Annotated in this window: 14 protein-coding genes; 10 read left to right on the top strand and 4 right to left on the bottom strand. The window is 53.5% G+C overall.

Annotated features, from left to right (window positions below):
- The first annotated feature begins 22 nt into the window (after nucleotides 1-22).
- The 5 genes from gpmI to accA all read left to right on the top strand — a co-directional run bounded on the left by gpmI (nucleotide 23) and on the right by accA (nucleotide 4,907).
- Nucleotides 23-1,498: a 2,3-bisphosphoglycerate-independent phosphoglycerate mutase gene (gpmI, locus tag QUD54_RS05080; protein WP_286337873.1), complete on the top strand. Its 1,476-nt coding sequence runs from the start codon at nucleotides 23-25 to the stop codon at nucleotides 1,496-1,498.
- 89 nt (nucleotides 1,499-1,587) lie between these two features.
- The gene (gene fabG, locus QUD54_RS05075; protein WP_286337872.1) at nucleotides 1,588-2,334 is read left to right on the top strand and encodes a 3-oxoacyl-ACP reductase FabG; all 747 of its coding nucleotides are present in this window, start codon (nucleotides 1,588-1,590) and stop codon (nucleotides 2,332-2,334) included.
- 120 nt (nucleotides 2,335-2,454) lie between these two features.
- Nucleotides 2,455-2,685: an acyl carrier protein gene (gene acpP / locus QUD54_RS05070; RefSeq protein ID WP_286337871.1), complete on the top strand. Its 231-nt coding sequence runs from the start codon at nucleotides 2,455-2,457 to the stop codon at nucleotides 2,683-2,685.
- 49 nt (nucleotides 2,686-2,734) lie between these two features.
- The gene (locus QUD54_RS05065) at nucleotides 2,735-3,958 is read left to right on the top strand and encodes a beta-ketoacyl-ACP synthase II (protein ID WP_286337870.1); all 1,224 of its coding nucleotides are present in this window, start codon (nucleotides 2,735-2,737) and stop codon (nucleotides 3,956-3,958) included.
- 1 nt (nucleotide 3,959) lies between these two features.
- Nucleotides 3,960-4,907 carry an acetyl-CoA carboxylase carboxyl transferase subunit alpha gene (accA, locus tag QUD54_RS05060; protein WP_286337869.1) on the top strand — a complete coding sequence of 316 codons (948 nt, stop codon included), beginning with the start codon at nucleotides 3,960-3,962 and terminating at the stop codon, nucleotides 4,905-4,907.
- A 56-nt stretch (nucleotides 4,908-4,963) separates the two neighbouring features.
- Here accA and QUD54_RS05055 read toward each other — a convergent pair whose 3' ends face one another.
- From QUD54_RS05055 to rpmB, 3 genes are all read right to left on the bottom strand, one after another.
- Nucleotides 4,964-5,191 carry a YdcH family protein gene (locus QUD54_RS05055; RefSeq protein ID WP_286337868.1) on the bottom strand — a complete coding sequence of 76 codons (228 nt, stop codon included), beginning with the start codon at nucleotides 5,189-5,191 and terminating at the stop codon, nucleotides 4,964-4,966.
- 47 nt (nucleotides 5,192-5,238) lie between these two features.
- On the bottom strand, nucleotides 5,239-6,426 hold the full coding sequence (argJ, locus tag QUD54_RS05050) for a bifunctional glutamate N-acetyltransferase/amino-acid acetyltransferase ArgJ (RefSeq protein ID WP_286337867.1): 1,188 nt from the start codon (nucleotides 6,424-6,426) through the stop codon (nucleotides 5,239-5,241).
- 108 nt (nucleotides 6,427-6,534) lie between these two features.
- On the bottom strand, nucleotides 6,535-6,726 hold the full coding sequence (gene rpmB / locus QUD54_RS05045; RefSeq protein WP_286337866.1) for a 50S ribosomal protein L28: 192 nt from the start codon (nucleotides 6,724-6,726) through the stop codon (nucleotides 6,535-6,537).
- A 270-nt stretch (nucleotides 6,727-6,996) separates the two neighbouring features.
- On the opposite strand from rpmB, the gene QUD54_RS05040 reads away from it, so the two are divergent.
- Genes QUD54_RS05040 through QUD54_RS05020 form a run of 5 tightly spaced genes read left to right on the top strand, consistent with a single transcriptional unit; the run spans nucleotide 6,997 to nucleotide 11,313 of the window.
- Nucleotides 6,997-7,803: an HDOD domain-containing protein gene (locus tag QUD54_RS05040; protein WP_286337865.1), complete on the top strand. Its 807-nt coding sequence runs from the start codon at nucleotides 6,997-6,999 to the stop codon at nucleotides 7,801-7,803.
- A complete protein-coding gene (locus QUD54_RS05035; protein ID WP_286337864.1) occupies nucleotides 7,800-9,197 on the top strand; it encodes a chemotaxis protein CheX in 1,398 nt (465 codons plus the stop codon). The genes QUD54_RS05040 and QUD54_RS05035 overlap by 4 nt, the downstream gene beginning before the upstream one ends.
- 21 nt (nucleotides 9,198-9,218) lie before the next feature.
- Nucleotides 9,219-9,860 (top strand): ribulose-phosphate 3-epimerase, encoded by a 642-nt coding sequence (gene rpe, locus QUD54_RS05030; RefSeq protein WP_286337863.1) that lies wholly within the window; start codon nucleotides 9,219-9,221, stop codon nucleotides 9,858-9,860.
- Between the two features lie 47 nt (nucleotides 9,861-9,907).
- Complete coding sequence (locus tag QUD54_RS05025) at nucleotides 9,908-10,516, top strand: phosphoribosylanthranilate isomerase (RefSeq protein ID WP_286338009.1); 609 nt, start codon at nucleotides 9,908-9,910, stop codon at nucleotides 10,514-10,516.
- Nucleotides 10,504-11,313, top strand: a complete 810-nt coding sequence (locus tag QUD54_RS05020; RefSeq protein ID WP_286337862.1) for a 3'-5' exonuclease — start codon at nucleotides 10,504-10,506, stop codon at nucleotides 11,311-11,313. The genes QUD54_RS05025 and QUD54_RS05020 overlap by 13 nt, the downstream gene beginning before the upstream one ends.
- Before the next feature lie 150 nt (nucleotides 11,314-11,463).
- Here the strand turns inward: QUD54_RS05020 and QUD54_RS05015 are convergent, their stop codons facing one another.
- On the bottom strand, nucleotides 11,464-12,648 hold the full coding sequence (locus QUD54_RS05015; RefSeq protein ID WP_286337861.1) for a dicarboxylate/amino acid:cation symporter: 1,185 nt from the start codon (nucleotides 12,646-12,648) through the stop codon (nucleotides 11,464-11,466).

The raw sequence follows: 12,648 nt of genomic DNA, 5'->3' as shown, positions 1-12,648 counted from the left end.
TACTCGATTAAGGGATATGAACGTGTCAAAAAAGGCGATACTTGTCATTACCGATGGCATTGGCTACAAGCCGAACTCCAAAGCCAACGCTTTCGAAGCGGCGCAAAAACCGACGTATGAAAAACTCTTCAAAGAACTTCCCCATACGCTGATCCACACCTACGGACTCCATGTCGGGCTACCCGAGGGACAGATGGGCAACTCCGAAGTGGGCCACATGACGATCGGCAGCGGCCGGGTGCTTTACCAGGATCTGGTGAAGATCTCTCTGGCGCTCGAAGACGGCAGCCTCAAGAGCAACGAGGTACTGCAAGCGCTTTTGAGCGAAAGCGACCGCCTCCACCTGATCGGCTTGATGAGCGACGGCGGGGTTCATTCCCATATCGAGCACATTATCGGTGTGGCGAAGATCGCGGCCGAAGCGGGCAAGAGGGTCTTTTTGCATCTCATTACCGACGGACGCGATGTCTCTCCGACATCGGCACCGAAGTATCTGAAACAGATCGAAGAGATTCTGAACGACAACATCTCCATCGCCACGATCGGCGGCCGCTTCTATACGATGGACCGTGACCAGCGATGGGAGCGTGTAGAAAAAGGGTACCGTGCGATCGTCGAAGCGACACCGAAGACCGACCTCTCTTGCCTCGAGTACGTCGAGGCCAGCTACGCCGAAGATGTGACCGACGAGTTCATCGAGCCTACTGCGTTCGACGGGTACGAGGGGATGAGAGATGGCGACGCTGTTTTGTTCATGAACTTCAGAAGCGACCGGATGAGAGAGATCGTCACGGCCATCGGCGATCCGAAGTTCGACGCGTTCGAGCGCAAACCGTTGCATCTGCATATCGCGACGATGACCGAATACGACAAGTCCTTTCCCTACCCGGTACTTTTCAGAAAAGAGGTGCCCAAAAACACATTGGCGGAAGTCATTTCCAATGCGGGCCTGACACAGCTGCATACAGCCGAAACCGAGAAGTACGCGCACGTGACATTCTTTTTCAACGGCGGTGTGGAGGAGCCGGTGCTGAACGAGTCGCGTGTGTTGATTCCAAGCCCGAGGGTCAAGACCTACGATATGAAACCGGAAATGAGTGCACCGCAGGTGGGAGATGCGGTATTGACGGCAATGGACGAGGCGTACGATTTTATCGTCGTCAACTTCGCCAATGGCGATATGGTGGGCCATACAGGCAATTTCGAAGCGGCGGTCAAAGCGGTCGAAGCGGTCGACCGCGAGCTTGGGCGCATCGTCGAGAAGGCGAGAGAGAAAGATTATCGCCTCGTACTCACTTCCGACCACGGCAACTGCGAGGAGATGCTGGACGAGAAGGGGAATGTCCTGACCAACCATACGGTCGGTGACGTCTGGGGTTTTGTGATGGCGCCCGATGTCGAAGAGGTCAAACCCGGAGCGTTGAACAACATCGCACCGACGGTATTGAAGCTGATGGAGCTTCCGATACCGGAAGAGATGGATGAGCCGCTGATCTAGGCGGTGAGTAATGAGAAGTGAGCGATGAGAAATTTTGGATGAGCGCTTTGCGCTCTATCATTTTTATGAAATTATAAAAAGGAGTCTCTTTGAAATTTACAGGTAAAAACGTACTGGTGACGGGTGCGAGCCGAGGGATCGGTGCTGAGATCGCGAAAGTTCTCGCGGGGTATGGCTTGAAAGTGTGGATCAACTACCGAAGCGGCGCGGAAGCGGCCGACGCAGTGAAGGCGGAGATCGAAGCGGCGGGCGGCGAAGCGGCGGTAATAGGTTTCGACGTCAGTGACGAAGCGGCCTATGTCGATGCGGTCAAAACGATTGTCGATGCCGATGGGGAACTGGCGTACATCGTCAACAATGCCGGTATCACCAAAGACAAACTGGCGATGCGTATGAAGGTCGAAGAGTTCGAAGCGGTGATCCGCGCCAACCTCACTTCCGCCTTTATCGGCTGCCGCGAGGCGATCAAAGTGATGGGCAAGAAGCGCTTCGGTGCCGTCGTCAACGTCGCGTCGATCGTTGGAGAGACGGGCAACGCAGGCCAGACCAACTACAGTGCCAGTAAAGGCGGGCTCATCGCGATGACCAAAAGTTTCGCCATCGAAGGAGCAGCGCGCAACATTCGCTTCAACACCGTTACACCGGGATTCATCAAGACCGATATGACGGACGAGTTGAAAGAGGAGATCAAGCAGGCTTTCATCGACCGTATTCCGCTTTCACGTTTCGGAGACCCCAAAGAGGTCGCAGAATCGATCGCTTTTCTTCTCAGCGACCACGCGAGTTACATTACCGGCGAAACCCTCAAAGTCAACGGTGGTATGAATATGGCGTGACGCTTCGCGTCCCCATATTCCTCCGTTAACGAAAAACCGATAACCGATAACCACCTTATTTCTATTCATTTAAAGATATTTTTGCTACCATTATGCAATTCATTTTAAAAGGAGATTGTAATGGCACTTTTTGACGACGTAAAAGAGGTAGTTGTAGAGCAGCTCAACGTCAACCCGGACGAAGTAAAGATGGAGTCGAAATTCGTTGAGGATCTCGGTGCCGACAGCCTCGATGTTGTTGAACTGGTTATGGCCCTTGAAGAGAAATTCGGTATCGAAATTCCGGACGACCAGGCTGAAAAGATCCAGACTGTCGGTGACGCGGTCAAGTATATCGAAGAAAACAAGTAACACTGTTCCCGCCTTCGTGCGGGATTGATGAACGAATAAAGGAGATTATGTGAGGCGAGTGGTCGTAACCGGACTTGGAATGATCAATGCAGTAGGACACGATAAAGAGAGTTCTTTTAAAGCCATACTTGACGGACAATGTGGCATTGAAAGAATTACTTTGTTCGACGCGAGCAAACAGAGCGTTCAGATCGCGGCGGAAGTGAAAGATTTCGATCCGACCACTGTGATGGATCCCAAGGAGGTCAAAAAGGCGGACCGCTTCATTCAACTCGGCATCAAAGCGGCATCCGAAGCGATGGCGGATGCCGGTATCGACGATAGCGTCGAACGGGAGCGTTTCGGTGTCTCTTCGGCATCCGGAATCGGCGGATTGGCGAATATCGAAAGAAACGCCATCATCTGCGAAAACAGAGGCCCGCGCCGAATCTCTCCATTTTTCATCCCCTCCGCACTCGTAAACATGCTGGGCGGATTCGTTTCGATCGAGCACAAGCTCAAAGGCCCGAACCTTTCGAGTGTCACGGCCTGTGCAGCTGGAACCCATGCCGTCAGTGAAGCGGCGAAAACCATTCTTCTCGGCGGTGCCGACAGAATGCTCGTCGTTGGTGCGGAAGCCGCGATCTGCCCGGTCGGTATCGGAGGTTTCGCGGCGATGAAAGCGCTATCGACACGTAACGACGAGCCGAAGAAAGCGTCACGCCCTTTCGATGCGGAGCGTGGCGGTTTTGTCATGGGAGAAGGGGCGGGTGCGCTCGTTCTTGAAGAGTACGATGCCGCCGTTGCACGTGGTGCCCGCATCTATGGCGAGCTGATCGGATTCGGCGAGAGCGGCGATGCCAACCATATCACGACACCGGCTCCCGAAGGAGAGGGTGCTTATCGTGCGATGAGAGCGGCGTTGACGATGGCCGGCAATCCAAATGTCGACTATATCAATGCACACGGTACCAGTACCAAATACAACGATTGGTACGAGACGATGGCGATCAAGAAAGCTTTCGGGGGGAAGGAGAACTGCCCTCCGGTCAGCTCGACCAAGGGGCAGACGGCACACTGTCTCGGTGCCGCCGGAGCGATCGAAGCGGTCGTGACGCTGATGGCGATGCGCGACAGCATCATGCCCCCGACGATCAACTACGAAAACCCCGATCCGGATTGCGATCTCGACTATGTTCCGAACACGCCGCGCGAGGCGAAGATCGAGGTCGCGATGAGCAACTCCTTCGGATTCGGCGGCACCAACGGTGTCCTGATTTTCAAAAAGGTCTGATGTGGCTACCTATCTTCCGTTCGAAGAGAAACTCAAAGAGATAGAGGACGAGATCGCCTCCGCTAAAGTGCGGGGCGATACGGAAGCGATAGTCATACTCGAAAAAGATCTTGAAAAAGAGCTCGCGAAAGTCTATAAAAACCTCTCCGACTACCAAAAACTCCAACTTGCACGTCATCCCGACCGGCCCTACGCACTCGACTATATCCGTCTTTTGATGCGTGACGCCGTTGAAATCCACGGTGACAGAACGTTCAGGGACGATCCGGCGATTATCTGCTATCTTGGTTATATCGACGACCGAAAATGTCTGGTGATCGGTGAACAGAAGGGGCGTGGGACGAAAAACAAGCTGAAAAGAAATTTCGGCATGCCTCACCCCGAGGGGTACAGAAAAGCGCTTCGTGCCGCGAAGATGGCCGAAAAATTCGGCCTTCCGATCTTGATGCTGATCGACACGCCGGGTGCCTACCCCGGGCTCGGGGCGGAAGAACGCGGGCAGAGCGAGGCGATTGCGCGAAACCTGCTGGAACTGAGCCGCCTCGATACGATTACCGTTTCCGTGGTCATCGGCGAAGGCGGCAGCGGCGGTGCACTGGCGATCGGTGTCGCCGACAAACTCGCGATGATGCGTTATTCGATCTTCAGTGTCATTTCACCGGAGGGATGTGCCGCTATTTTGTGGAACGATCCCGCGAAGGTGGAGCAGGCGACGAAAGCGCTCAAAATCACCCCTGACGAGCTTTCGAAAATGGGGCTGATCGACGATATAATCGACGAACCTCTGATTGGTGCGCATCGCGATAAAGAGGGTGCCGCCCAAGCGGTCGGCGACTATTTTCTTTCACAGGTCGCGGCACTCGAAGAGATGGGCAAAGAGGCGCGCATGCAGCAGCGTTACGAAAAGATGATGAGTTTCGGTGCGTTTGCTGAACCGGAAAAGAAGTAGTTTAAAAGCGAAGATACAGGGGGAACGGCGGCTTTTTTGCCGCCGTCAACGGGTTTTTAGAGGTTGTGTTTCTTCTTGTATTCGAGAATCATTTTGTAAGCTTCGTCTTTGAGGCGCAGCTTCTCTTTTTTCAGCTTCTCGAGCTCCAGGTCGTCCATATGCTGGCGTCCCTCTTCCACTTCGGTTACAATTTTGTCAAGTTCGTTGTGGCGCTCGAAAATCTTTGCGAAATGTGCATTTTCCACTTTCAGTTTGCTGATGATGTCGCGATATTCGTGAAGCATCTTTCTCTCCTGTTTAAATTTTTCAGATTATATTAAATTCTTGCTTATTATGTTCTGTAATCGGCATTGATTTTGACATATTCATGCCCCAAATCACATCCGTAGGCCGTAAAGCTTCCTTTGCCGATGCCGAGGTCACAATGAATGGCGAATGCATCTTTTTGCATCACTTTCGCCGCTTTGGCTTCCCGCTCTTCATCGAAAAGGATCTCTCCCCTCTCGTAAACGGTGACATTGCCGAACGTGATGGTCAATGTCGCCGGATCGCACGCAACCCCGCTCGCACCGATCGTCGATGCGATGCGTCCCCAGTTGGGGTCTTCTCCGTATAGGGCCGTTTTGACCAGAAGCGAATTGGTGAGCGCTTTGGCGGCAATGGCGGCTTCTTCACGGTTGGCTGCACCGGTAATCTCGAATGCGACGCATTTGGTCGCACCTTCACCGTCTGAGACGATCTTCAGTGCAAGTTCATGCATGACCCTTTCGATCGCATGGGCGAACGCTTCTTTGTCGTAAACTCCCGACAAGCGGTTGCTGAGCAGCATCACGGTATCGTTCGTCGAAGTGTCTCCGTCGACACTGATGGCATTGAACGTGGTTTCGGCATAAGCTTTCAACATCGGCCCCATTTCATCCGCCGGAATCGCCGCATCGGTCGTGATGAAACAGAGCATCGTCGCCATCGCAGGATTGATCATCCCCGCACCTTTGGCCATCGCACCGATTCTGAAGGATTCACCGTTTTCGAGAATCACTTCGAATGCAACGTGTTTCTCGTAGCTGTCGGTCGTCATGATCGCTTTGGCGGCGGCATTCCCATCCCGCTTCGCGAGGTCGAAACGCTCGAGGCCCTTCATGATCTTCCCTTTGGGCAGGGGAACACCGATAACCCCTGTGGAGCTCATGACGGGATTTTGGATCTTTTTGAACGTCGCACGGGCATGTTCCAAGACCGTTTCGATATCTTCGATGCCGCGCTCTCCCGTCATGGCATTGGCGTTTTTCGCATTGATCAGTACGAAATTGGTCGTTTCGATCGCATGTTTTCTAAAATGAAGAATCGGAGCCGCCTGGAAGCGGTTGGTGGTGAAAATGGCGCGGATATCGCAAAGTGTCTCCGAATGGATAAAGGCGAGGTCTTTTTGGTTGTCGGGTTTCAATCCTGCAGAGATTCCGTCGGCAAAAAAACCTTTCGGGGCACAGACACCGCCTTCAATCGATAGAAGCGTATACATGGAAAACTCCTGGAAAGTTGCTGGAATGGGTTAAAGAAGCAGAAAAAATTGGAACGATAAGGAAAGTGTCGAGACAAGCCAAAGGAGACGCCTTTGGCAAAACAGGGGTTAAGCGCCCTGTTTTTTCATCGTGCGGAGTGTAGAAGCCGCAACTCGGATCTTTTTGCGTGTACCGTCTTCGAGGGTGATGCGTACCGTACGAAGGTTCGGCAAAAAGCGTCGTTTGGTTTTGTTGTGGGCGTGGCTGACGTTGTTGCCAGACATTGGGCCTTTACCGGTAATTGCGCATTTACGTGCCATGGTTTAAACCTTTGAATTTGAGTGATGTAAGTCCTTGCCGCAATAATCGTGCGATCATTTCTTCGCCTGGACTTTAAGTTGGCTAATTCTATTGAAATGAACCATAGAGTTTGCTTAAATTAAGAATCGATTTAGAATGTTCGGCTTTTGTCCATGTCGACTCGCTCAAAGTGTCCAAGTGCGACGAGCATCGCTTCATGCGATGCCGTGAGTATTGTTTAAGTAGATTGAAATGGTGTATAATAAAGGCAAATAGCACAAGGCCCGTAGATGGTTACACCCCAACAGATCGATATCTATTTGCAACGCGTCCCGCCATTGCCGGAAAGTTTACAGAAAAGCCTGAACGCCCTGGAAAAAGGGAATTTGGCGGCTGCCGCCAAAGCGGCCGCTTCGGATGCGGGATTGATCGGCTATCTCAAACGGGTCGTCAACAGTGCCGCTTACGGCTTTCGCAACAGGGTGAACGATCCGGCACAGATCTTTTCGGCACTCGGCGTCGAGCGTGCGAAAGAGTTGCTGTACGCCTATATGGTAAGCCGTATCGCACCTGAAAAATGGCGTTATTTCGCTCTTTCCAACGATGATTTTACCCATTTCCAGACGGCATTGATGCACAAATGGGAAATGCTTGTAAGGCATGAATCGGCAGATGAAAAATTTTTGAGCGCCGCTGCCGTGATGAGCGGGGGGCTCGTGGTGGCCGATGCGGTTTTCGGTGAACACGCTTCCGATGTGGCGCTGCTGAGAGAGAGCGGAGACTACGATCTGGATACGATTTTGGAGCGCGTAAGCCATCTGAGGTTCGAACAGCTGGTCGCCGTCATAGCGAAAAAATGGGAGGTGGACGAGGATGTCATTCGGCTCGTGAGGCTGGCTTTCGGCAACCTCTCCTGCATGGAAGCGAAAGGAGACGATACGCTGTGCCGTCTGGCACGTCTGCTGCACCTGCTTCTTTTTTACGAGCTCAGCCGGCCGATCATGTTGGAAGCCGGTGCGAACGCCTTTATAAGTTTCAATCCCGAGTTTGCGACACCGGCACTGGAGACTTTCGAGAATGTGATAGGAATCGAATGAGGCCGATTATCAAAAAACAGAAGATCGCACTTTTCGCACCTCAGGGATTTCTCGACGGAAACAATGCATCGCAGCTCATTTCGATTCAGGAGATGCAAACGGTTCGCAGCACCAATGTCTCGATGGTTCTCGTCTCTTTGAAGAAGGTGGTCTTTTTCAACATAAACGGCATCACCATTCTTCTCGACATGTTGACGAAACTTCAGAAACAGATGCGTGTGACGATCGGTTTTTGTGACTATACGCGAAGGCAATACGAAGCCTTTTTCAAATTTTTCGATGGGGAAGTCCCTTTTTCTCTTTTCAAAACGATCGATATCGCATTGCTTTTCGCAGGGGGGAACGAAGCGAAAGAGGGTGAAGAGAACGTTCTTGTCTACAATGAAGATGCAACACAGCGGAGTATGCAGGCGATAGAGGTCTTCGATCGGGGTTACAACCCGGTGGTGGTCCAGACCTTCGAGGATTTCGCATCGCGTGCGGAGGATAAAGAGAAATTTGTCGAGATCGTCGAGAGTACCTACCTGGGGATGATGGCCAACCGCATCGCCGCCAAAACACGCGGCAACTGCGTTATCTACTATCTCAAAGGCTTTCTCGACGGCACCGTGACGGAACAGTTCGACGTCGTCTACCATCAAAACTGCCTCAAAGTCGGTTTTCAGCTTTTCATGTTCGATGCCACGCGTGTCAGTTCGCTCAACATCCATGCCGCGAATTTTTTCTCCCGGCTCTCTACCGCGGGTGCGGAGTATGGTGCGCTGATCGCCATTGTGGGACTCGATCTGGAGAAGACTCCGAAGCGCTTTGTCGAAGAGCTCGAAGATGCCGGCATCATGTTTTTCGAAAGTGAAGCGGATTTTTTCGGCGACGAAACGGTGCAATCGATGAGCGGCGGCGGAGCGGTCGCGAAAAAAGAGAAAAACAGGCTCACGAAGCCGGTGGTCGCCCGACTGCCCGTACTGGTCTCCGCGGCGATGGGCACACTGCAGATGATGGTCAATATGATCGCCATAAAAGAGGAGATGAAGATTCGGCCTTTCGAACCCCATGGAGAGGAACTTATGGCCAGTTCCATCGCATTTTACGGGGATATTGGCGGGTTGATGACATTGGTGATGCCCAAAGAGCTCGTAAAAAAGTCGTGCGCGCTATTGATCGGTGAGGAGAGTGACGATACGGAGATTCTTGCGGATGCGTTGAGCGAACTGGTCAACATCGTCGCGGGAAAGTCCAAGACACTTTTGCAAGAGGAGGGTGTGAATATCAGTATCACCCTTCCGCGAAGTTACACTTCCATCGACGATCTCGCTTCGACGCTCGATGGCGTACAGGGTGTTCAGGTTAATTTTAGTTTCGATGATTATCCTTTCACATTCTATTTGAGCCCGTAAATAAAGTAAAAAAGGATGTTTATGCTGGTAGCCCCGAGTATTCTTTCGGCCGATTTCGGACATCTCGCACGCGATGTCGAAGCGATTTGCGACGGCGGATGCGATTTGGTCCATGTCGATGTGATGGACGGCCATTTCGTACCGAACCTCACCATTGGGCCCGTGGTCGTCGAGGCCGTCGCCAAGGCCGCCACCAAACTGCTCGACATCCACCTGATGGTGGAGAACAACACCTTTTTCGTCGACCTCTTTGCACCTCTGGCGCCGGGCTACATCTCCTTCCATATCGAGGAGGAGAAGCATCCGCACCGTCTGATCCAGAAGATCCGGGGACTCGGCATCAAGCCGGCGATCGTGCTCAATCCTCACAGTCGGCCCGAAAGCATCGAGTTTCTTCTCGAAGATCTCGATATGGTACTGCTGATGAGTGTCAATCCGGGATTCGGCGGGCAGAAGTTCATCCCGAGTGTCATTGAGAAAGCGAAACGGATGAAAGATCTGGTCGAGAAGCGCAATCCCAAATGTCTCATAGAGGTTGACGGCGGCGTCAACGACAAAAATGTCCATGATCTCAAAGCGGCCGGCGTCGACGTCGTCGTCGCGGGAAGCTATGTTTTCAAGCACGAAAATATCGCCAAAGCGATCGAGAGTTTGAAGGTTTGAAGTCGGAAGGTGGGAAGGTGAGAAGGTGGGAAGGTGAGAAGGCGCGAATGCCGCGCGTCAAAATCTGCGGTATCACCTCGTATGAAGATGCGATGGCGGCGATAGAAGCGGGTGCCGATGCGCTCGGCTTCGTCTTTTATGAAAAATCGCCGCGTTTCATTACCCCTGCAATGGCGCGTGCCATCGTCGACCAGCTCCCGCCCTTCGTGGAGCGTGTCGGCCTTTTCGTCGACCGTACGCCGCTAGAGGTCGATATCGCCTGTGCCGAAGCGGGCATGGGGCTGGCGCAGATCCACTTCGAAGTGGACGAGAGTTATCTGCATGCCTTGAAGACCAAAACGCTGCCGGTGGTGCGTGCCCGGGAACCCGAAGAGGTGATGAACTTCGCGGGACACTATCGGCTGGTGGACGCCTATTGTGAGAGCTATGGCGGAGCCGGTAAACGGCTCAATCTGGAGTGGTTCGAAGGGGTCGACTGCTCAAGAATCGTTCTCGCCGGTGGTTTGACCCCGGAAAATGTCGCGGAAGCGGTTCGGCGCTACGGCTTTTACGGCGTGGATGTGAGCAGCGGTGTGGAGCTGGAGAAAGGAAAGAAAGATCCGGAAAAGGTGCGTGCGTTCGTTCAGGCCGCGAAGGAGGCTGGATGCGCCCACTGATCGACAATATCGTCGCCGCGATGAAAAAGAGCGGCGGCAAGATGGAGCTCGAGCGGTTTCGACAGCTGATTATGAAAACAAGGGATTCTCTCTTCGAGGATGTCGATACACTGATGGAGCTGATCATCGCATCGGGTTTGCCGATCGATATCGAAGGGGACGAGGTGGTGCTGAAAACCTGTTTCAGGCCATGGGAGGAGGAGACCTTCTGCATCGTCGACATCGAGACCAACGGAAGCCAGCCGATGCGCTCGCAGATCATCGAGATCGGGGCGCTGAAGTGGAAAAACGGCGAGATCGTGGACCGCTTCGAATCGTTTGCCGCCTGTAGCTATCTGCCCTATCAGATCAGTGAAATCACGGGAATCAATCCAGAAGACCTCGAGGGGGCTCCGCCGCTGGCGAAGATGCTTCCGAAGTTCAAGGCGTTTCTCGGCGACACCCTTTTCGTCGCCCACAACGTTTCGTTCGACTACAACTTCATCTCCCACTCTTTCGAGCGTTTCGGCCTCGGGGTGCTGGGCAACCGTAAACTCTGCACGATCGAACTGGCCCGTCGCACGATCGAAGCGGAGCGTTACGGCCTGGGACATCTCAATATCGTGCTCGATATCAACACACTCGTTCACCACCGCGCCTACGCCGATGCGATAACCGCTTCCAAGGTACTGGAGATCGGACTGAAAAACGTTCCGAAATCGGTCGTAACGACCGAAGAGCTGATCGATTTCACGAAACTTCCGGTGAAGAAGGCGAAACGCCTGCTGGAGAGTGAAAAACCAAAAACTAAAAACTAAAAGTTAAAAACTAAAAGTTACGGATACGGCTACGTCGGTTTCATCTTTGATAAAGCCCGTGCGAAGCGCTATTAACCATAATGCTCTACCCACTACTCACTACCCACTACTCACTAAGCCCGCAAAGCGGGCGTCTCACTACCCACTTTTTCATATAAACCTGTTCAGAACCTTCGCCGCCAGCAGATCTCCCCAGACGTTGATCGCCGTTCGGAACATGTCCAGGATCCTGTCGACGGCGGCGATAAGACCGATCGCCTCGAGCGGCAGGCCGACGGCACTTAAAATCATCGTCATCATCACGAGTCCCGCTCCCGGAATGCCCGCCGCACCGATCGAAGCGAAGGTCGCCGTCAAAAAGATGACGATCTGCTGCGAAAAACCGAGCTCCACGCCGTAGCTGTTGGCGATGAACATGACGGCGATCGCTTCGTAGAGCGCCGTGCCGTCCATATTGACGGTGGCGCCCAGCGGAAGGATGAACCCGGCACTCTCCTTTTTGACGCCGCCGTGCACGGATGCGACTTCGATCGAGACGGGCAGCGTCGCCGAGCTCGAGGCGGTCGAGAAGGCGACGAGCACCGCTTCGCGCACTCTCTTGAAGTAATCGAAGGGGTTGAAGCGGCCGATGAAAGCCGCGACGGCGGGCAGGACGACAAGCGCATGGATGAAGAGTGCGACGAGCACCGCCAGCACATAGCTTTTAAGCTCCCACAGTGTTGCGAGCCCCTCTTTGGCGATCACGTAGCCGATGAGCGAAAAGACGCCAATCGGCGTCAATGCGATGACCCATTCGGCGATCTTCCCCATCGCGTCGTTTACGCTCTCGAAAAAATCCTGCAGCGTCTCGCGTCTGGCTGTTTCGAGATGGAGGGCCGCCACGGCGAAGAAGATGACGAAAAGCAGTACCTGCACGATCTTTCCTTCGCTGAGCGATGCGAAAATGTTGCTTGGAACGAAGGAGAGCAGAAGGGAGGCGAAGGTGTGCTCCGCAGGCTTGGAGACTGCTGCCGCGGCTGCCATCTGGTGCGTCGAACCCGGTTCGATCATGTTGACGACGAGCAGTCCGGTGCTCACGGCCAGCGCGGTGGTGAGGAAGTAGTAGCCGAACGCTTTGAGGCCGAGGTTTTTGAGCGCTTCGCCGCTTCCGAGCGAAACGATGGCGACGAAGACCGAAGCGAAGACGAGCGGGACGATGAGCATCTTCAGCAGCATCAAAAAGAGATCACCGACCCATTTGAGCGAGAGCATCGTCTCCGGCATCCAGACACCTGCGGCGATGCCGAGAAAGATGGCGGCGATGGTCAGTGTTTCGGTCGAGAGATAGCGTTTCAT

Origin of the sequence: Hydrogenimonas cancrithermarum, from assembly GCF_030296055.1 — a bacterium.
Lineage (GTDB): Bacteria > Campylobacterota > Campylobacteria > Campylobacterales > Hydrogenimonadaceae > Hydrogenimonas > Hydrogenimonas cancrithermarum.
This window is presented reverse-complemented; position numbering and strand designations above follow the sequence as displayed.